The 22,598-nt window shown below is 27.8% G+C and carries 15 protein-coding genes; 3 read left to right on the forward strand and 12 right to left on the reverse strand.

The features are described 5' to 3' along the window. Nucleotides 1–153: 153 nt before the first annotated feature. From LPC13_RS06990 to LPC13_RS07025, 8 genes are all read right to left on the reverse strand, one after another. Nucleotides 154–843 (reverse strand): metallophosphoesterase, encoded by a 690-nt coding sequence (locus tag LPC13_RS06990; protein ID WP_005214783.1) that lies wholly within the window; start codon nucleotides 841–843, stop codon nucleotides 154–156. 231 nt (nucleotides 844–1,074) lie between these two features. Beyond that, the gene (locus tag LPC13_RS06995; protein ID WP_234088717.1) at nucleotides 1,075–7,929 is read right to left on the reverse strand and encodes an alpha-N-acetylglucosaminidase TIM-barrel domain-containing protein; all 6,855 of its coding nucleotides are present in this window, start codon (nucleotides 7,927–7,929) and stop codon (nucleotides 1,075–1,077) included. A gap of 280 nt (nucleotides 7,930–8,209) precedes the next feature. Then, nucleotides 8,210–9,061, reverse strand: a complete 852-nt coding sequence (locus tag LPC13_RS07000; protein ID WP_005214786.1) for a BglG family transcription antiterminator — start codon at nucleotides 9,059–9,061, stop codon at nucleotides 8,210–8,212. 159 nt (nucleotides 9,062–9,220) lie between these two features. Further along, nucleotides 9,221–10,441: a tyrosine--tRNA ligase gene (gene tyrS / locus LPC13_RS07005; RefSeq protein ID WP_195245375.1), complete on the reverse strand. Its 1,221-nt coding sequence runs from the start codon at nucleotides 10,439–10,441 to the stop codon at nucleotides 9,221–9,223. Nucleotides 10,442–10,627: 186 nt separating this feature from the next. Then, nucleotides 10,628–11,041, reverse strand: coding sequence for a hypothetical protein (locus LPC13_RS07010; RefSeq protein ID WP_005214793.1), 414 nt, complete (start codon nucleotides 11,039–11,041; stop codon nucleotides 10,628–10,630). 221 nt (nucleotides 11,042–11,262) lie between these two features. Further along, nucleotides 11,263–12,408: an AlbA family DNA-binding domain-containing protein gene (locus LPC13_RS07015; RefSeq protein ID WP_195245377.1), complete on the reverse strand. Its 1,146-nt coding sequence runs from the start codon at nucleotides 12,406–12,408 to the stop codon at nucleotides 11,263–11,265. 277 nt (nucleotides 12,409–12,685) lie between these two features. Further along, nucleotides 12,686–13,813: a Ger(x)C family spore germination protein gene (locus LPC13_RS07020; protein WP_005214800.1), complete on the reverse strand. Its 1,128-nt coding sequence runs from the start codon at nucleotides 13,811–13,813 to the stop codon at nucleotides 12,686–12,688. Continuing rightward, on the reverse strand, nucleotides 13,813–15,222 hold the full coding sequence (locus tag LPC13_RS07025; RefSeq protein ID WP_005214803.1) for a spore germination protein: 1,410 nt from the start codon (nucleotides 15,220–15,222) through the stop codon (nucleotides 13,813–13,815). The genes LPC13_RS07020 and LPC13_RS07025 overlap by 1 nt, the downstream gene beginning before the upstream one ends. Before the next feature lie 105 nt (nucleotides 15,223–15,327). Here LPC13_RS07025 and LPC13_RS07030 point away from each other — a divergent pair, with 105 nt between their 5' ends. The 3 genes from LPC13_RS07030 (at nucleotide 15,328) to trpS (ending at nucleotide 18,254) form a co-directional block, all read left to right on the forward strand. Beyond that, the gene (locus LPC13_RS07030; protein WP_005214805.1) at nucleotides 15,328–16,398 is read left to right on the forward strand and encodes an endospore germination permease; all 1,071 of its coding nucleotides are present in this window, start codon (nucleotides 15,328–15,330) and stop codon (nucleotides 16,396–16,398) included. A 218-nt stretch (nucleotides 16,399–16,616) separates the two neighbouring features. Beyond that, a complete protein-coding gene (locus tag LPC13_RS07035; protein WP_005214807.1) occupies nucleotides 16,617–16,781 on the forward strand; it encodes a zinc-ribbon domain-containing protein in 165 nt (54 codons plus the stop codon). 474 nt (nucleotides 16,782–17,255) lie between these two features. Continuing rightward, nucleotides 17,256–18,254, forward strand: coding sequence for a tryptophan--tRNA ligase (gene trpS / locus LPC13_RS07040; protein WP_040419884.1), 999 nt, complete (start codon nucleotides 17,256–17,258; stop codon nucleotides 18,252–18,254). A gap of 106 nt (nucleotides 18,255–18,360) precedes the next feature. Here trpS and LPC13_RS07045 read toward each other — a convergent pair whose 3' ends face one another. From LPC13_RS07045 to LPC13_RS07060, 4 genes are read right to left on the reverse strand one after another with little or no spacing between them, the layout of a single operon-like run. Beyond that, nucleotides 18,361–19,554, reverse strand: a complete 1,194-nt coding sequence (locus LPC13_RS07045; RefSeq protein WP_005214810.1) for a DHHW family protein — start codon at nucleotides 19,552–19,554, stop codon at nucleotides 18,361–18,363. Between the two features lie 17 nt (nucleotides 19,555–19,571). Next, nucleotides 19,572–20,942 (reverse strand): MBOAT family O-acyltransferase, encoded by a 1,371-nt coding sequence (locus LPC13_RS07050; RefSeq protein ID WP_005214812.1) that lies wholly within the window; start codon nucleotides 20,940–20,942, stop codon nucleotides 19,572–19,574. A gap of 58 nt (nucleotides 20,943–21,000) precedes the next feature. Continuing rightward, a complete protein-coding gene (locus LPC13_RS07055; protein ID WP_005214813.1) occupies nucleotides 21,001–21,501 on the reverse strand; it encodes a DUF4358 domain-containing protein in 501 nt (166 codons plus the stop codon). A 21-nt stretch (nucleotides 21,502–21,522) separates the two neighbouring features. Beyond that, nucleotides 21,523–22,344 carry a GDSL-type esterase/lipase family protein gene (locus tag LPC13_RS07060; protein WP_040419878.1) on the reverse strand — a complete coding sequence of 274 codons (822 nt, stop codon included), beginning with the start codon at nucleotides 22,342–22,344 and terminating at the stop codon, nucleotides 21,523–21,525. Nucleotides 22,345–22,598: the final 254 nt, after the last annotated feature.

The following is a 22,598-nucleotide window of genomic DNA, read 5'->3' on the forward strand; positions in this document are numbered from 1 at the left end:
CAAATACATTATATCAAAAACACATCAAAGTGTAACTAAAAATTACCACAAGTAAATATAATCTTATTTTTCATCTTAATTATTGCCTTAATGAAGTAAAAGACATAATTTAAACTTAATAAAACATAAAATTTTAATTTATGTATAATAATTTTAGTCTAAAATTTTTATAGGATTAAAATCTATAAAATCACAAGAAGTCATTATATACTCAACCCCATTTATTATTCCTTCTTTAGCTTTTATATTTGATGGTCCATGAAGATGTCCATATATAACCTTTTCCACACCATACTCTTTAAATATATTAGTGAAATCTGACTCTCCATTCTCATCAGCAAAAGGTGGGTAATGAATCATTACAATAATCTTTTCATAGCCTGCTTTTTTTGCTGAATCTAAAGATAATTTTAATCTTATTTGCTCCCTAGCATATATTTTTTCATCCTTTGTATTGAACTTATCACTACTTGGATCTAACCATCCTCTTGTTCCACATATAGCATACTCATTATAAGCATAATAATTATTTTGCAAGAACTTCATATTTTCATACATAGCATTTAATTTTGATATACTACTCCACCAAAAATCATGATTTCCTTTGCTAATTATTTTTTTTCCTGGCAATGAGCTTATCCAATCTAAATCGTATTTACAATCTTCCCATTTCATTGACCATGATATATCTCCTGCTATAAGCACAGTGTCATCATCATTAATTTTTTCTATCCAATTATTCTTTATCTTCTCATCATGATTTATCCATCTTTCACCAAAAATATCCATAGGTTTATCTACATTAAAAGCTAGATGTAAATCTGATATTGCATATAATGCCATTAAGTATTTCTCACCTTTCTAAATACAATCTTTTATATTATAAATTAATTTTATAATTATTGCTTTTTATATTAATTTAATATTCTTACAATATATTATACTTTAATTCTACTGTCTGCAAGTTTCACTAATAAAAATTAATGGGTAAAACTTAAAATATTAAAAATAAAATTAAAAAACTGAGCAACTATATGCTGCTCAGTTTTTTTCAGAAATTAATCAATAGATTAATTATTTTTTATTTCTTTTTCTTCCTAATAGTGCTCCACCCGCAGCTAATATTCCACCTAGTATTACTGCTACAGCTGAAGATTTTCCACCTGTTTGTGGTAATTTACCACTTGTACTATTTCCAGAACCGTTAGTTCCTGGTTTATTAGTTGTATTATTACTTCCACTATTGCTTCCATTATTACTTCCGCCATTACTGCTTCCATTGTTATCGCTTCCTGCATTAGCAATTAATCCATTTACAGCACCTTGTAATGCTTCTGCTGCACTTGCTATTTCATCTGCACTTGCTTCATCATTAGCCATAACATTTTTAGCATTAACTAATTGTACTTGTAATGCTTCCCAACTTTCAGCCGTATACTTAGTAGAATCTAAGTTTTCTGCCTTGTTTATTAAAGCATTTAATGCATCCTTATTTGGTTTTAATCTTAACTCTAAGAATGTTCTTAATAAACTGTCATAAGTTTCAACAACTTCTGCTTCTAAAGCATTTTCATCAGCTATAACACCATTTGCAACAACTAATATTTGTTGTAATTTATCCCAAGTAGATTTTATATACTTATCGCCTTCTAATTTGTTAATTCTTTCAACTAAAGATATTAAATGTTCTTTATTACCCTTTTCAAAAGATAACAGTTGCATTGCATCACTTAATCTATCAAATGCTGCATTCACTTGATCTTGAGTAGCTTTATTATTTGATAATATAGCTTGTGCTTCAGCTAAAGCAGCTTTAAATTCAGCAACAGCTACTGGAACTATATTTTCAAGCTCTTTATCTGTTACTTTAAGAGCTTCTTCAACTGCAATTTCTAAATGCTTCTTGAATACATTAGCTTCTAATTCTTCTAATTTTTCTTTTGCATTTTCTACTTCTTTTGCTAATTCCTTAATTTGATCCATAACCTCTTCAGCACTTGCATTATCATCATTTATAAGTTTTTCTGCATTTGTAATTATAGCTTCTAAGTTAGAAACTAATTCCTCAGTCCCCTCATAATCACTTAATTTAGCAATAACTTCTCTAGCGTTTGCCACAAGTCTAGTTAAGTCTGTTTTATCAACAATTACAGATTCATCAAACTTAGCTTTTGCTGTGCTTAATGCTTCAACTGCTACATTAATTTCTTCTTGAGTTGAATTTTCATTATTTAATACTTCTTTAGCTGATTCTACTGCTAATATAAATTCAGCAATTGCATTTGGAGTATTAACACCTTCAGCTAACTTAATTGCTTCTTCTGCTTCAATTATTGCAGCTTCTAATTCAGTTCTATCTACTACAACTACATTAGATTTAAAAGCATCTACTGCAGTTTGTAATTCACTAGTTATAGTTACTATTCCATTAGTATCTGTAACTACAGCAAAATCTGCTTCTGCTTTAGCTATAGCTGCATTTAGCATATCTACAGCTTCTTGAGTATACTGACCATTTCCAGATCCTATTACTGCATTTTCTACCTTTTCTTTAGCAATAGCTAATACAGCTTCATATTTTGATTCTTCATCAGCTATTTCTAGGTAACTATCTAAAGCTACTCTTAATTCATCATGTGCTGCATCTATTTGCCCTTGTCCAACTTTAACTGTTTCATATACTGCTATAGCTTCTGCTCTTTCAGCTTTTAATACTTCTATTGCATTTTCAACAATATTTCTTTGCTCTTCTGTTAAAGTTTGTAATCTTTTATTATTTAAATTATTTAATACAGCATCAGTTTCAGCAATTACTATTGCTAATTTAATTCTATTTATTGATACTACTGTTTTTCTAAATGCTGAAACAGCTTGTTTTAATTCTGTAATTATTTCATTAACTCTTACTGAGTCTGGTTCATTATCTAATTCTGAATTTGCTTTTGCAATTGCAGCTCCTAATGCATCCTTACCTGCTTGAGTATAATTTCCTGCCATATCACCAACAACTGCACTATCGTAAATAGCCTGTACAGTACTTATATATTTAACTAAAGCTTCAGTTGAATCACCCTTATAAAGTTTAATTTCATTTATCTTAACATCATTATTTAAGAATGTTACTTTAATTTGCTTAGCAACTATAGTTCCATCAAATTGTTCAACATAATTGTTATAATCTTCAGTGTTTTTACTTCTATCAGCAACACCTATCCAACTTTCACCATCTTTTGAGTATTCAACAGTGTATTGTAATGCTTCACTTGAGCTCTTTAACATTTCAATAGCTGAGATATCCTTAGTTGTTCCTAAATCAAATATAACAACCTTATCTTCTGCTCCATTTGCTTGCCAGAATGTAGCTTCATCATTATCTCTAACATTATTTATTGTTTCATTGTTAATATTAGCAGATACAGTTACAGTATCATTTACTGCAATATTTTCTGGAGTAGAATATACATTTAATTCAGCTGCTGATGCAAATCCACCAACACCTTCTAATGCAACAAGTCTAACATGAGTTGCTTGAACATTATCTAATAATATATTCTTTATGCTTCCGTTAGCTTCCCAACTTCCTGATGCAACTGTTTCAAAATCTTTACCATTTGTACTTACTTGAAGTTCGTATTTAGTTATAGTTCCATTTCCACCATTGCTTCTTGGTTCATAACTATATTTATTGATTGTATATTCTTTATTTAACTCTAATGTAATACTATGTGGTAATGCTACAAAGTTATTGTAGTTAGTATGCCATATAGTATTTGAGTTTCCATCTATAGCAAAGCTTGCTAACCCTTCACTTCCTACATTTGGATGTTCAGAAGTTGCTGTAGCTCTCATGTTAGATTGAGGAATTTTTACTGATGCACTAACTTCTTGATTTAATGTTTCCTTAGCATTAACTTTTACTTCTGCAATTGCTGCCCAAGCACCTGGCCATTCACCTTGTCCTGAAGTACCATTAAATGTAACTAATACATCTTTAATATTATCCTTAACTGTAATAGTGTACGCTTTATCTAAAGTTGAATTATTTTCAGTTTTATCTAAAACAACTGTTTTATTTCCTGCTTCATCAATAGTTTCAACTTTAAATTGGAATGGTAATCCATCTTTTTCAAATACTAATTCAATATTTTCAGCAAAGTATTCTTTACCTAAATTTACATTTGCATATGAATTTAAGTTTCCACCATTTGCAACCCATAAACTGTTGATATCTCCATCAGTTATGTTACTTAATGGTTTTCCATTTTCTGATTCACTACCAGTTACTTCTTTTCCTAATGCAACATTTACTAATTCAAATTTCTCTTCAACTGGTCTTAATGCTTTAATTTCAGCTAAACTTGCCCAAGCTCCTGGGAATTCGCCTTGTCCATTTTTTCCAGTTATAGTTACTGTTATATCTTTTATTTCTTTATCTACATTTATAGTATAAGTTTTCTTTAATGGCTCTTGATTATCAGTCATATCTAATAGAATTACTCCATCAGCTTCAACCTTAAATTGGAATGGAAGTCCTGATTTTTCAAAACTTAATTCTAATTTTTCAACATATTCTGAAGCTTGTAGATCTACACTAACTGAAGATCCCATACCTCCATTATTTTCATAACCATTAGCAACCCATATTGTATTTAAATCACCATCTGTTACATTTGAAGCAGACTTACTAGCTGATTCTGTACTTGTTGCTGTAGCTTCTTTTCCAAGTGCAATATTTTCATATTCCACTACTTCTTCTTGACCTTGATAAACCATTATTTCCGTCATTTCTGGTACTAAAAGATCATTATCACTAGTTAATTTTAACCTTACTTGATCAGCAATTCCTTTATAATCTATAGAAATAGTCCCTGTTATAGATCCTGAATCTTGTCTTGCAACTTCCTTCCATTGACCATTTTCTCTAACTTCTACTACATAGTTTATAGGGAATCCACCTGCAGCTTGATTTGGAGCAAAAGCAATTCCGTCAATGTTATATTCTTTTTCTAAATCTAAAGTTAATTCAACTGGCCATGTTACTCCATTAGCCATCCAAGCAGTTCCTGTAGTTCCATCTGTTAAGTTAGTTGTTGGATATGATGGATTAGTTTCAACACTACTTATAACAGTTTTTCCTAAAGCAATATTAACCTTTTCAACTGCACTTGAAGCTCCACCTAAGAATTTTTCCATATTTGTAACAGAGAATTCTTCCATTGCTATACTAGCTAACATAGCTAAATCTTCACCTGAACCTTCTGTTGGATAAGCATTGCTTTCATCTGTCTTTTCTGTAGCCCATTCATACTCTACCTTATGCCAATCTATGCTTGGAGCTGTTACTCCTGTTTCTAGTTCTGTTCTTATACCATCAATCCACATTTCCCATCTCTTTAGGTATAAATCTTCAGTTAAACCAGCCCATTGTCTGTTTGAATAATCCTTTAATGAGCCATTCTTATAATCTCCCCATGTAGTTATAAGAGCTCTTGCATTAAATTCAAATAAATCCTTTGTCCAATCATCTGCATCTGCAAGCATTGTTCTTGATTGTTCTATCCATGTCCCAACTAAGAATTCTGGACTAGTTGATAAAACTCTTTCTTGTAATCTTATTAAATCTAAGAAATGTTCTGAAATTCTTTCAAATTTTTCTGCATCTCCTGAATTATAAGCTGCTACCATTTCCTTATGATATTCTTGTGCAGAGTTTGCTAATACTTGTTTAGTTACATCTAAGAAATCATAAACAAAAGCATCACTATCTTTTAATTCATCATAACAGCTAATGAATAATTCCATTGCTCTTTCAAGTTCCTTCTTATCGTATGATATCTTACTATGTCCCCAAGTTGATGCACTATTTATTGATGTAGCAGGTCTAGCATTTATAATTGATTCTGCTGCTCCTTGATAATAGTAATCACTTGTTTTGTAAGCTGTTTCTAAAAGAATTTCCCAAGCTTCAATAGCATCTTCATTTACAGCACCATATCTTCTTTCAATATAGTTATTAACCCATTCTCTATAGTTAATTGGATCTCTTGTCCAAATCATATCTCCCATTAATTCATAAACTATTGGACTATTAGCTAAAGCTTCTGGTGTAATACCAATTCCCTTCATATTTTCTGTAGTTGCTAACGCCTCTGTAATAGATGTAGCTACAGTCTCAACTTGTCCATCTAATCCCATTCTTCCACCAAAGTTATGAAGCATGTTCCAAACCCATGGAATATCTTGATTATCAAATCTAGTGTAATCCGGATTTAAATCTGAGTTTAAGTCAAGTATTAAAGCTTGCTCTTTATTAGTTAATCCTGATAACTTAGTATTGTCTGGATTTCCTTGCCAATGTTGAATAACCCATATAGCATCTTCATCGTGCTCAATCATCTTATCTTGGATTGTACCATATATTCTTGCACTATCCATTCCCCCTGTATTTCCACCTTCATGGAATGGGTCAACTGCATAGTAATCTGTTATATCTCCATATACTTCTTTTTGTTTTTCATAGAATACATCTGCAACTTCTTGGAAGTAATCTCTTTCTCCGTCATTTACATAAGTTTTTAGCATGTTTGGTCTATCAAATCCACACCATCCACCTTGTGATAAAATTTGTGCATCTGGATTTTTCTTTTGGAAATCAAGTGGAACCATTCCTGAATATCCTTGTAATACAGGCTTAATTCCTAATGTTTGCATTCTTTCATGAAGCTGTCTTCCAAGTTCTACTCTATCTTCAAACCAATTATCTGGTAATGGTCCTCCAAAGCTTGTCATATTTTGCATATAGAACCATGCAAAGTATGCTGGTCCTGAAATGAATTCCTTTACTTCTTCATCAGTATACCCAAATTCATTTAAAGTTCTTCTTAATACTTCTTCTTGTCCAACTATATCTAACATTAAGTTATAACCATTCATAGCTGACCAGTCTAAAAATGCTTCATATTCATCCCAATCCCAGAATGACATTGTATATGAATAAGTACAGAAGTTTAATGCATATCTTTCTTCATAAGGAGTATCTATTATTATTCTTTCACCAACTGCTGGTAATTCCTCCGGCATATTTAAGTTAGATCCCATAATAGGATTATACATTACCTTTGCATAATTCTTTAAATAATAGTTAAAACCTGACGCTAAAGATACACCATTATTACCTCTAATTAATATCTTTCCATCTTCTCCATCTAAAACTTCAAATACATCTGTGTCTGATGAAGTTTTTTCTCTTACTTCAAAAACGAAATCATCCTTATATTCATCACCAATAACTCTTCCAACCATACTTGTCATTTCTTGTATAATTTTTGAGTTTGCATATGCTGTATCTGTTGTGAATTTATCGTATTCAGTTTCCCATTCTGAGCCTGCGAAATCACTTGTTTCTATTACTGTTTCTTCCGCAACTTTATCTGATACCTTTTCACCATATAATTCAATTTCTGCTATATTAGAGTTATCATTAGCTGAAGAGAAAGTAACATCTATTCTTACTTTATTAACTTTTACGTTTCCAAAATTATGTATATCCCCATCAATAGTTGCTAAGTCATCATTTTCCTTAGATCCAACTTTTATAAAATTTTCACCATCTGATGATGCATATATATTATAGTGATAATATCCACCAATTTTATTATAAATCTTTATTGCTGATAAGTTATAAGTAGCTCCTAAATCAATTTCTACCCATCTATAGTGATTAGATGATTCCCAATAAGTATCCTTATCTCCATCCATAGCTAACCCTATTTCATGATTATTCGTGTTACTCTTTGCTGTAATTGATACCCCATTGCTTATTACGTCTCCTGTCCCTGCTTTAACTTCAACTGGAATTGATACTGTAAGCCCTGCTACAAACGTTACAGCTAATGCTCTTGCAACATGCACTTTAATCTTATTTACCATGTTTAATCCTCCAATCAATATTGTGTAAAAATATTTATAGCTATTTTTATCTTTGGAAACAAAAAAAGCTGAAAAAGGACGCAGTCTTCCTCTTTCAGCTAATGCTCATAACATTCTTCTATTACGATAACACACTTAAATTCATAACTATATATTAATATTTTATATCTACATAATACTATACCGTTTACAAAATGTCAATATTTTCATAGAAATTATTTTTTTATGAGTTTTTACAGTTTTTTTCAATGTTTTTGTCGATTTTTATCTTTTTTTGTTTTTAGTTATATACTAAAGATATTCTAAATCTTTCAATGTGCATAGTTATATATGCTACTTCATTTTCACATACTTCACACTCTAAAGTTTCACTTATAATTTTAGCAATATCCTTTGATATTTTATAGGATAAACTATACTTTTCTTTTATTATATCTTTTAAATCATTTTGAATTTTATTATTATTTATTACTCTTTCAATAGCAAATCTAATATGAATTAGAAATCTAGTATAATCTAGGGATTGTCTATCTATTTCAATTCCTAATTGATCTTCAACATACTCTATTATTGTATTACTTAAATAGGCATATTTTATTGTATTAGCTAATTTTCCATTATTTCTAGCTGAATGAATATGAATAGCTATAAATGCAACTTCACCATCTGGTATCTTAATATCTATTTCTTCTTCTATCTTTCTAGCTAATTTTAATGCTAACTCAAACTCCTTAGAATATAAAGTTTCTACTTCATTTAAAAAAGGGTTTAATATTTCTTGATCATTTTTTAGCCTTTTAACTGAAAAAGCTAAATGCTCTATTAATCCAATATGTATACTCTCATTTAACTCTTCTCCTAATTCATCCTGAATTTCACTTAAAGCTTCTTCAAATATACCAATTAATTTATTATCCACAGTACTAACGATTTCATTGAAATTCTTTTTATTTCTATCATCTGATATTACAAATATTTTACTTACTTCTGTTCCAGTTACTATTACATCTCCAAACTTCTTGCCAAAGCCTATCCCTTTTTCAAATAATATTTTTTCTACACCGTTATCTCTAACTAATAGAACATTATTATTAATAGACTTTACAATTATTAAATCATTAGTTACTAACATTTTTTTCCCCCTCAAAATTTAAAAACCTTCTCTTTTTTTACAGTATATTCAATTAAATCTCACCTGTCAACATTTACAAATAGTTTATTATTATTTATTTAGATTATAAAAATATCAGATAATAATAACATTATATTATCTGATATTTTTTAATAATTTCTATTCAACTACAATTTTATTGTAATTTTTCTTACCTCTTTTTATTAAAGCAGCTCCATCAACAATATCTTCTTCATTAAGAGTTCTAGTTACTTCTGTAACCTTTTCTCCATTTAAAGACAATCCACCTTGTTGTATTAATCTTCTTCCTTCAGCTTTTGATGGAACAATTTTATTTTCTGCCATAATATCTAAAATAGTTGCACCTAATCTTTCCTTAGAAATTGTAACTGTAGGTACATTGCTCATATCAACCCCGCCAGCAAATAAAGCTTCTGCAGCTGATTTAGCCTTATTAGCTTCTTCTTCTCCATGAACAAGCTTAGTTATTTCATAAGCTAATATAGTCTTAGCTTTATTAATTTCTGCACCTTCTAAAGATCCAAGTCTTCTTACTTCATCCATTGGTAAGAATGTTAATAGTGCTAAACATTTTTCAACATCTGCATCATCTACATTTCTCCAATATTGGAAGAAATCAAATGGTGATGTTTTTTCTGGATCAAGCCATAAAGCTCCACCAACAGTTTTACCCATTTTTTGACCTTGGCTATTAGTTAAAAGTGTACATGTCATTGCCATAGCTTGCCCTTGTGCTTTTCTTCTAACAAGTTCAACACCAGCAATCATATTTGACCATTGATCATCTCCACCTAATTCCATCTTACAGTTGTACTTTTGATTTAATACATAGAAATCATATCCTTGCATTAACATATAGTTAAATTCTAAGAAAGATAATCCCTTTTCTAATCTTTGTTTAAAGCATTCTGCTGAAAGCATTCTATTTACTGAGAAATGAACTCCAACCTCTCTTAAGAAATCAACATAATTTAAGTTTAGTAACCAATCTGCATTGTTTACTAATATAGCTTTATCATCAGAAAAATCTATAAATCTTTCCATTTGCTTCTTTATACAAGAAACGTTATGTTCAATTTGCTCCTTTGTAAGCATAGCTCTCATATCAGTTTTTCCTGATGGATCTCCAACCATTGCAGTTCCACCACCAAGTAAAGCTATTGGTCTATGTCCAGCTTTTTGCATATGAGCCATAAACATCATTGCTATAAAGTGACCTACATGTAAACTATCTGCTGTTGGGTCAAAGCCTATATAAAAAGTTATTTTCTCCTTTTCTAGCAATTCTCTTGTTTCTGCTTCATGCGTAAATTGCTTTATATATCCACGATCTAATAACTCGTCTAAAACGTTAGCCATATTCTTACCTCCTATAAAAATTCATATATTTAGTATATAGTTATTACGTTCTTTTATCAAGAAAATTTAAGCTAAACCTTACTCAAAACAACAAATATTGACTATAAAAAAGAGGTTTATGTTTTAAAAGTATTATTTAATACACAAACCTCTTTTTACTCTATTTAAATTTAATTATTTTCAAAATTATGCTACGTATTCTCTAATACATTCTGGTACTTCTTCACTAGTATCAACATTAACATTTATATAAATATTGATGCCAAATCTATCAGTTAATCCAGCTATCCTTCTAAATAAATCAGTAGATTCTTTCATTGTACATTTAACTATATTGAATAATCCATCTATATATATATTTTCAATATCATAATTAGATGATATTATTCCACATAACATTCCATAAAAGCTTTGACAATCTTCAACATTATATTCATTAGTATCAACAAACCTTATTCCTCTAGATAGTTGTAACATTGGTCTTGAATCATCATCAATATAAACAGCATCACCTTTGGCATCTAGTTGTTGGTGGTTGGCTAATTCTATTAACCTTTTTGTCTTTCCAGAACCTCTTCTTGCACAAAAAACTTGAATCATTGGAACCACTCCTTTTTTATAATATTTTTATATGAAACATCTCCTTTTAATAGAAGGTGTAAGTTCAACTAACCAAAATTTAAAATTTGTCGCTTCACTAAATAGATTTTTTAATATCAATTCTATTAACTATATAAATTTATTATTAACAATCTAGCTTGATTTAAATCACAATATTTATTAACTTTTCTTTAAAGTTATTATTCGCTATTTAAATTTTATTATTCAAAGTTAATAGGCAAAATAACTTTAAAGCAATCCTCTATTGTTGAATTTATCAATTTAACCTTTCCCTTTCCTTTAAATGCTTTCTTTATTCTTTCTATTCCACTACCATCATTACTAAATCTATTTTTATCATCTAAAGATATTAATTTATCATATATCCACATATTTCTCTTATTATATCCACTATTTGAATTATAGCTCCCCTTACTTATTAATTGTCCTGGACTTATTATTATTATTGACTTTTTAGTAAGTATAATCTCTATAACTTTATCAGCTCTAGAGTACTCCCTATACATAACTGCATTTTTTACAGCTTCCATCACTGCATAAATTGGATATTCCTTAGATAATAACGTATACATTTCTTTTTCTACTTTATCTATCATATATAAAAGATTTCCATTAATAACCATAACTTTGCTAGAGTTTATATTTCTTTTATCAATAATCTTAATAGCATTATGCGGTATACATATACTATTGTGATCTGAAAAAACTAATAAACCTCCAAATGTACACCTATATTTCTTACTTTTTTTATCTAAATAAGTTATTCCTGCACTCTCTAATAAAAATTTTTCATTCTCTTTATTTATATATATTCCTTTGTTTTTAAAATATTTGCTTATTAAGTCCATATTTAAAAAATCAACTGTACTTTTTATTATTGGGCATGTTTCAACGGTTAATAGTAAGTTTTCTTCAAAAGCGGCTACTAGTTCAGCCTTTCTCATTGTATCTGTAATTGACCCTCTTCTAATATAAAAGGATCCTGTTTCTTTTATTTGATAAGGTTTTTGACCTCCATCATAAATTGTGATTACTCCAACTTGTTTACCCTCAACTTCTATAACCTCTACTGTTATAGGTATGGGTGGCTCACACCTTGAACTTACTACTTGCTGTATTTTTTCTTCATCTAATGATTTTAGCTTATTAATCCCAATTACTCTTTTAGTCTTATCTTCTATACCAATTACTAAATACCCTCTTCCCCCTCTTGAATTTGCTATAGCACATACATCCTTTGCAAGTTCTTTCTTACCAGATTCAGAAGAAATATCTAGTTTAAGCTTAAAATCTAACTTAATACCTTCTCTTTGTTGTATTAACGATAATAGCTTTTTCTTATTCATTTATATCCCTTTATACTCTCTTTAATATATACTATTCATCCATCAATAAACTGTTAATATACATAAACTATCCAATTCATAACTTTCTTTTGTTAGTAATATATTTATATTTGAAATAGTTAAAAAAAAGAACAAAGAAAGAGTAATTGTATTAATAATTCTTTCTTTGTTCTTTACTATTTGAACTAATTCATATTTAAATTTATTTATTATACTCTTACAAATAATCCTTTTCAATAAATCTCAAATGATTACTTCCAATATTTTTCGCTAGGATTTATATACTATCTTTTGTAGTTCCTGTTCCTTTTATAATTATATTTGTGTGAACTTCTATATCGGTATTAGCTAAAGGGTCATCTTCATCTAAATCAGGATAATACATTTCTACCATTCGCTTAATATCAAATATATCTAAATCCTTTTTCTTATATTTTTCAAAAATATATTGAGTATATCCATTAATATATGCTTCTTCATTAACTTTAATATAATCTAATGCTGAACTATCAACAGTTAACTTTCCTTGAATTTCGCTAATAGAAACTTCTAAATTAATATTTTTTATCAGCTTAAATTTTTTATTATCATATTTTAAAACATCACTTATTCCACCATCTAAAATTTCTAAAGTAACAAAATTTTCTTTACTTTGTGGATTAGCTATATCTAGAGTTCCTGCCTTTGTAGTTCCCATTAATAAATTATACATTAAACTATCTTTGTCATCTATTTGTTCAACTAGTTTATTATCCTTAAATATTGATGCTCCACTTATTTCAACCTTTTTATCTAAAGCATCTTCTTTTAAATCTATTGATGTCAATAGAGCAGTATTACTTCCCATCAATATATTACTTAAATAATAATTTATATTAGATTTAACTGCTTTTTCATTGTATTTATCTTTTCCTACTAAATCATTTAAAAATAATCCTAAATACTCTTCATCAGTAGACACTGTCTCTAATAAATCATCTATATCTCCATAATAAACAAATGCACTTGGCTTCATTTGAAATTCACTATTATTGTTTATTAAATCTAGGAATTTCTTTATCCCATTTCTTGCAGCCTTTTCCGTAAATATATAAGCTCTAGTTTGACTATAATTTAATTTATAACTTGAAACAGAGTTTATTGAATTTAAAGCTTCTAAAGCTGTCTTCCCTGTTCCCTTATAAATTATACGTCTACCTTTGTCTGAACTATCATTTGCACTTCTATATGGTTTTACACAATCTAAATATATTACGCATTGATTTAAATCATCTACATCAAAAATGATACTTGTTGAAAATGTTACTTTATTTATATCATTATAGTTAAAACATCCACTAAAAATTAATGGAATAAGCATTATAATTATAGTACTTGTAATAACTTTCACTATACGCTTCTTCATTAATTTTTACCTCCAGTACCTATTATCCTCTTAGATATTCTATCTAATTTTCCTCTAAAGAAAACATCTCTAAATCTATATTCACTAGTACTTCCAATTGGAAATAAAAATGCATATCCCACTGATTCTAATTCACAAAGTTGAATTATAAAAATAAGTGCTCCTGCTAAAAATCCTGGTATTCCAAGCAAAGCTGAAAATAGCATTATTACTATTGACCAAAAAGATAATGCACCATATATTTTAGGTATTAAAAAATAACTTAATGTACTTACTGCAACTACTATTATTGTTACTCTTGATGCAATACCAGCTCCAACAGCAGCATCTCCTAATATAAGTGCTGAAACAATACTCATAGCACCTCCAATTGGATGAGGCAACCTTAAACCAGCTTCTTTTATTAATTGAAATGCAATCATCATTACAATTACTTCTATAAATGTCGGGAAAGGTACTCCTGCTCTTGCTACTGCCATCCTAAATATAAATAAACTCGGTATCATTGAAAAATGATATGTAATAACAGCCACATAAAATCCTGGTAAAAATGTAGCCATAAAAAATGCTATCCATCTTAAAATTCTATAAAAATTTGTACAATGCCTATTTATATAATAATCATCAGGCATTTGAAAGTTTTCCAAGAAGAAATACGGAGCTGTTATTACAAATGGTGTTCCATCTACAATTATTCCTATTCTTCCTTCTAATATTTTTGCTGCAACCTCATCTGGTTTTTCTGTATACCCTACTGTATCAAAAAATGAATGTTGATGTTTTAAATTTACTTCTATATAGTTTGAATCTAGTATAAATCTTAAATCTAAATTTTTAATTGTATCTTTTACTCTATTAATAAGTTCCTCTGGTGCAACATTTTTTATATAAACAATTGCTACTGAAGTTTGTGATTCTTCACCTACTATTAATGCTTCAAACTTTAAATCCGGATTTTTAACACGTCTTCTTATAAGTGCAACATTATCAACTATAAGTTCATTAAAACCTTCCCTAGGTCCTTTAAGTACAGCCTCTGTTTCTGGTATTCCTATACCTCTTCTTGGAAAGTTCTTAATTTCACAAAAAATAATTTCATTAAAATCCTTTAGTACTAATACTGCATCTCCGTTTAATACATGAGTAATAGCATCATCTGCATCCTTAGCCATTCCAGTTGCACTCATATCTAAAACTTTTTGTATTAAATCTTGTGGAGTTGATATATTACTATTTTTTAATTCTCCAAAACCTCTTAATGGCAAAATCATATATTCCATAAGCCATTGACTATTACATAAATCATCTATAAATACTAAGGTTCCTTCTCCTAAAATAGTATTAATCTCTCTATATTTTACATCAAAACAATTTTCTAATTTTTCTTTTATATATTTTAAATTCTCCATTCACATCACCTAAAGATATTATTCCTCACATAATGTTTAATATTCATTTTTTTGAGAATAATAAAATAGACTTAGTTTTAAACTAAGATAATTGGAGGTGGAAAAATGAATAAGTTATCAGCTAAACACTTTATTCTTTTTATATTAGGTGTTACTTGTATTTCATTTAAAACATACCCTTCTTTGTTTATAAAACTTGGGGGTAGGGATACATGGGTTTACACACTAATTACATTTTTTGTTTTTTTAGCTTTTGCAATATATTTAATCTATGTTATGAGTTCAAGAAAAACCTATGATATAAATGAAATATTTACATCTGGATTATCTAAATATATAGGTAATTTATTTTTATTCTTATTTGCTCTTGGGTTATTTTTAGCTTCTATTGAAGCTACTACTGTAGAAGCTAATGTTGTTAAAACATGTTTTTTCCTTAAAACACCTGCTTGGTATATAATTATTTTCTTCCTTATACCTTCTGTAATTTTACTTGGAAAAAACTTTAAAACCCTTTTGATTTTTATAATAATTTCAGTATTTTCTTTATTAGCTAATACTGTTTTATTAGATATTATTGTTGAAACATATAAAGACGTAAAATATGTGCTTCCTGTATTTTCCGGAAACGTTGCTTCTGAACTTTTAAATACAGGCTTATTAATCTTAGGTTCATTGTCAGCTTTTGTTATAGCCTTACCTTATTTAAAATATTTAACTAAAGATGATAAAATAAAAAAACATAGTTTAATAGCTTTATTAATTATTGGTTTCGTATGTACATATGTTATCTTAGGAATTATATCTACTTTTGGTCCACTTAGAGCTGCTAATATTTTTTATCCTGAATTTCCTCAAAGTCAAAGAGTCCAAATAGCTGGCTTCTTAGAATTTGGTGAACTATTTTTCTTATATCAAACAGTAGTTGGTTTCTTTGTTAAATATATTTTATGTGCTTATGGAGTTTATTTAATTTTTGAAAAATTCATCAAAAACCGTAAATATTTTATAGCAATTTATACTATATTAGTTTTTATAATTTCTACTCTTTTAGCAGGAAATAATTATGTTTTATTTAATATATTAAAATATTATCAATACGTTAATTTAGTATTGTTTATATTAATTCCTCTCATTGCATTTATAGCTTTTAATTTTAAATTTAAGAAAAAATAAACTATACTTTATATTTATTTATTTTTAAATCAGTATATTTTTAACAAATTTTAACTTGGTATATTGGTTGCACTTTTACCAAATTATGCTATAATAATAGTGTAATAAAAATCATTAGGAAGTTCTATGATAATATCATTAAATACCCCTTGTCCTTAGTGGGTTTAAATTGTAAGTTATCAAGATTACCCCTATGGATTTTAAGGAGGGTATATAAAATGGAAGATAAGATTATCGTATGTAAGGATTGTGGAAAGGAATTTACTTTCACTGTAGGAGAACAAGAATTCTACAAAGAAAAGGGATTCGAAAATGATCCAGTAAGATGTCCTGACTGCAGAAGAGCAAGAAAAGCTCAAAAGATGAATAGAGAAAGAAAGTAACTCTTTTTTTAACTAACAATAAAGCTCTAGCATTTGCTAGAGCTTTTATTAATATATACGTCCTATTTTTTAATATACTATTATATTTTAATTCTCTTTGAATCTAAAATTATATATTTCTTACATACTTTCTATTAAATAAAAACTCTTGGATTCTTATGTACTTAAAATATTATTTTTTTATAATAAATATAAGTAATTTTACACTATCTTTCTTTTATAGCCTTAAATTTGCATTTATTATGCTATAAAGTATATAATATAACTATAATTGACATGAAAATTTTATAACAATATAATTAAAATATTAGACTTATTTTAAACTTGAATTTTTAATTTTATAGAATTAAATTTTACTTATCTAAAAATTCTAAGTTTAGTTAAATAAAATTATAAAAACCTATAATTCAATAGGTTAAAACATGTCCGTCAAAAGATTTATATGAAAGAAAAGGGGTGCTATCTTTGGATAACATAACAGAAAATAAGAAAGTTATTTTTAGTGGTATACAACCATCTGGGAACTTAACTTTAGGTAACTATTTAGGTGCGTTAAAAAATTGGGTTAAATTACAAGATGAATACGATTGCTTTTTCTGTGTAGTTGATTTACATGCTATAACAGTTAAGCAAGTTCCAGCAGATTTAAGAAAGAGAACTTTAGAAGTTTTAGCTATTTATTTAGCTTGTGGAATTAATCCAGATAAAAATACTTTATTTATACAATCTCATGTGCCTGCACATTCAGAAGCTTCATGGCTTTTAACTTGTAATACTTACATGGGTGAGCTTTCAAGAATGACTCAATTTAAAGATAAATCTCAAAAGCATGGTGATTCTATACCTGCTGGTCTATTTGCTTATCCTGTACTTATGGCTGCAGATATATTATTATACAATACTGATTTGGTTCCAGTTGGAAGTGACCAAAAACAACATTTAGAGTTAGCTAGAGATTTATCTAATAGATTCAACAATGTTTATAGCCCAACGTTTAAGGTGCCAGATCCATATATTCCACCAGTAGGTGCTAGAGTTATGAGTCTACAAGATCCAACTAAGAAAATGTCAAAATCAGATGATAATCCAAATAGCTTTATCTTAATTATGGATCCACCAGATGTTATTAGAAAGAAAATATCTAGAGCTGTTACTGATAGCATTGGTGTTGTAAACTATACTGATGAGCAACCTGGAGTTAAAAATTTACTTGATATCCTTATTTCAATTAAAGGTTATAGTAAAGAAGAGGTTGTTGAATTATATAAAGGTAAAGGCTATGTTGATTTAAAGAAAGACGTTGCTGAGGCTATAGTTGAAGAATTAGCTCCTATTCAAGAAAAAGTTAATTCTTTACTTAAAGATAAAAAAGCTTTAGAAGCAATTTACAAACAAGGTGCTGAAAAAGCAAACTATGCTGCAACTAAAAATCTTAGAAAAATGCAAAAGAAAATTGGTTTAATACCAAGATAATTTATATAATAAAAAAAGGATTATTAAACATAGAAATGAAATTTCTAAAGTTTTAATAATCCCTTTTTCTTTCCAATGTTGATTTTTAATCATAAATATAAACCAACTAGCTTCCAATATTTAAGATAGAATCATCACTATTGAAAGTATTAGAATTATATAAAAATAATACGTCTGTTATTTCTTTATTTTTAATTAACTTATCTAAATCATCATAAAAATATCTTAAATCAACAACATCAATCTCTCCATAATGTGATGTTAAAAATGGTAAAAAGCAATTAGCATATGAATCCTTAATTATAAGCAACTTTTTATTCGGATCTCCTAATGTTTTAATATTTATAAATGGATGATTTCCTCCAGTAAATACTTCATATTTATCTTTTTTATCTAATGCCTCACTATTAAAAAGACTTGTGCTTTTCTTTTGCTCCTCTACATAATTTACAATAATATCTGAATCTTTTGGAACATATACATCAATACTATCTACATTTTTGCCTTTTGTCCCTATCTTCGAGCTTAAACTTCCATAGAACGAATCAGTAACATTAATTACATCAAAGTCTTCTATAGATTTAGGTGTTAATCCTAATTTTTCACACATCACCTTATATGCAATATATGCGCCTTTGCTTGTCCAGTGATGATCTGTCTTATAGTATATATATTCATCCTTATTTTCATGCAAAGCCTCATATGGATTAATTTTAACAATATTATCATTTAATCCTGAAAATACTTTATCTATATAAGTTAATTCATCATCATTTGGTGCATATTTAGGTAATTTATCTTCTAAAACCTTAGTTGCTGTAGGAACTAGCATAAAACTTATATTTAAATTGCTGTGCCTTTCATAAAATGAATTTATAGCACCTATTTTTCTAGTAGTTTCTTCACTAGTTCCTTCTTTAAATTTTTCAAGTAACTGTCCATCTTTTCCAATATAAACTGAGTTACTTTCTTTTTTTCCTTCTAATTTTTCTAAGTTAGATTTAATGTTAATAAATCCTTTCCTCCCTGCGAAGTTATCTTCTACATAATCTGTATATTCTTCAATAAATTCACCACTTAAAAATTTCTTCATTGTAAATTCCGGCATTGTTGCTAACATTCTATTCTCTTCTTCAGAAAAAGTTTTATCTTTTTTAAAAACATTAAAAACTATTACTACTGCTATGAATGTTATAAAAACTAGTGCCATAATTATATTTAAATCTTTATTATATGTTTTTGTTCTTTTTATTTTTACTCGTCTTTTATAATCTTTATAATACTGCTTTTGATTTTCCATAAAATCATCTTCCTTTTTTAAAATCTAAAATATAAGAAAGGATTATAGCTCTCTCCTACTAAATAGGCTATAGAAATTATTAAAATTAATAAATTCATTGTAACTATAAAAAATATGTCTTTTTTTCTTAAAGTTGATTTAATATTATCAATGATATTCTTCACCAGCCTTGTACTACATATTATCCCTAATGCAAGCATAATAAAATTAGTACTTAATATGTATTTTGCCATGTTATCAATAAATATGTTATCACTAGCTCCAAACATTATTTCAATATATTTAACTATTCCTGATAAAGTATTCATATCAAAAATTACCCAACCTATTATTACAATTAATAGTGTATAAATATGTGCAAATATAGATGGTACCTTTTTTAATAAATCCTTTAAAAATATTTTTTCTATAAATAATATAACTCCAAAATATAATCCCCAAATTATAAAATTAGTACTAGCTCCATGCCATAATCCAGTAGCAAACCAAACAATAAATAGATTTCTAACTTGAATAAGTGTTCCTCTTTTATTTCCTCCTAGTGGTATATATAGGTATTCCCTAAACCACCCACCTAAAGACATATGCCACCTTCTCCAAAATTCAGTTATACTTTTAGAGACATATGGATAATCAAAATTTTCTAAGAAGGAAAATCCAAACATTTTAGCAAGACCTATTGCCATATCTGAATATCCACTAAAATCAAAATAAATTTGAAGAGTAAAAGAAATTATTCCAATCCAAGATAAAACAACAGATACATTATCTAAAGGTATTTCTTTTACTTGAGCCCATATCATTCCTATATTATTTGATAGTATTACTTTTTTGCCTAATCCAATAATAAATCTTTGTACTCCTTGTCCAAAATCATATAATGTTTCTTTTCTATTCTTCAATTGTTTATATATATCATTATATTTAACAATTGGTCCTGCAATAAGCTGTGGAAACATTGTAATATAAGCTGCAAAATCTATTAAGTTTCTTTGAGGATTCATTTTTTGCATATAAATATCAACTATATATGATACTTGTTGGAATGTATAAAATGATATTCCTAAAGGTAATGAAATATTTTTAACTTCTAATCTTAATCCCCAAATACTACCTATTCCTTCTATTACAAAACCATAGTATTTAAAGAAAAAGAGTATACTTAAATCTATAAGTAAAATTGTTACAAATGTAAATTTACACTTTTCCTTATCCCTTCTATATTTTCTAATTAATAATGCCCCACAATAATTTATAAATATAGATACTATAATAAGTACTATATAAACTGGCTCTCCCCAAGCATAAAACACTAAACTTGCTAAAAGTATAATAGTATTTCTTAGCTTCTTAGGCGAAACATAATAAGCTACTAAAACTATAGGCAAAAAAATAAATATAAAGATTAAACTACTAAAAACCAACGTAACTCACTCCAATTATGTATTATTTAAAATTCCTCTTAATAATCTTCTTAACAGCTGAAGAATTCTCAGATACAATAAAAATCAAATACTGTCCTTCTTGTTCTAATATAGCATCTTCAATAACCTTATACTTTTCTGGTCTATAGTTTTTAAAGCTCTCACCTTGCTTTTGCAGTCTTTTATTTATTTTTTCCTTTATTTCAGATACATTTTTATTTTCATTAACCTTTAAAACTAATACCTCTTCTACATCCATATTAGTTCTAGGTGTGTAAGAAACAAAATCTTCAACCTCATTTTCATTAATATAATATAAATTACTTAATCTTTTTTTATCTCCAACTTCAACTAAATCTTGATTTGTGTAATATTTATCTAAATCATTTCTAATTGCATCCATATCAGCAGTTTTAACTCTTAATATAGGATATAAACCTATAAATATAATCATAATAATTGCTATTTCTATTAAATAATACTTTTTATATTTTTTCTTATTTATATATGCTTTATTCCTCATAATAATTTTCTTTAACAGGGATTATTGTATATAACTTCTAAGATAATCTAACAAACTTATATAAAAATCATATTTAAAATGAATTCCATCTTGTTCATGTAAATAATCTTTTCCCTCTACTATACTTGTTGCATCTATATAAGTGCTACCTGTTTCTACAGCTACCTCCTTAACCTTTTCTCTAAATTCATTTAAATTTTCATTTGTTAACCTATAATTTACACTTACTGCTGAATCCATAACTGGAAGTGGTGATATTAAATAAATATTACTATTTGGCAATACTGCTTTTATCCCATTTATTAGCATAATATAATCTTCCTTAAAAGTATTTGAATCTTTTCCTGATGAATTATCAAACTCAATAACATCATTCATTCCATATAATAAAACTATATTTTTAGGAGTAATATTCTGTAATTTTTCTATACTTTCCTGCGCTTTTATTACAGTATCTCCTTTGTGCGAAATTACATTATAACTATCTACAATTTCAAATTCAGACAATGCCTCAACTATTGAATCTCCCATAAACACAGTATCTTCATAATACTTAGCATTATTGATATTGTCATTCTCTAAATTTGTATTATTATCCTCATCATTTTTTATTGTTTCACTATCATTATTGTTATTACCATTATGAATAACCTTTTCTGAATTAATATATTGGTCTATTTTATCCTGAACTTCACTTAAAGATTTACTCTCTAATTTTACTAAATATTCCTTTCCTGAAGTGTTCTTATCTCTTTTACCCCTATTTAGCATTCCAAAAATAAAAGTAAACATCACATAAAAAGCTACTATTAAAGTAACTGTATTTAATATCTTTCTTTTCATGTTCTCATTCCTCATACTTATTACTAATACGTTTTATTATAACTTATATATTTTTTCAATTTATTACGAAAATATTACAATATTAATATAAATTAAATTCTCTAATCTATATAGTACTAATATTATATAAAATAAAATTATTTTATATAAAAAAACAGCCTATTGGCTGTTTTTTTATCAGTTTGTTGAAAAACCCCCTGTTTAAAAACAGAGGGTTTTTCTATTATTAGTTGTGGATAAAATTTAATATTAAA

Origin of the sequence: Clostridium celatum (assembly GCF_021412605.1) — a bacterium.
Taxonomy (GTDB): domain Bacteria; phylum Bacillota; class Clostridia; order Clostridiales; family Clostridiaceae; genus Clostridium; species Clostridium celatum.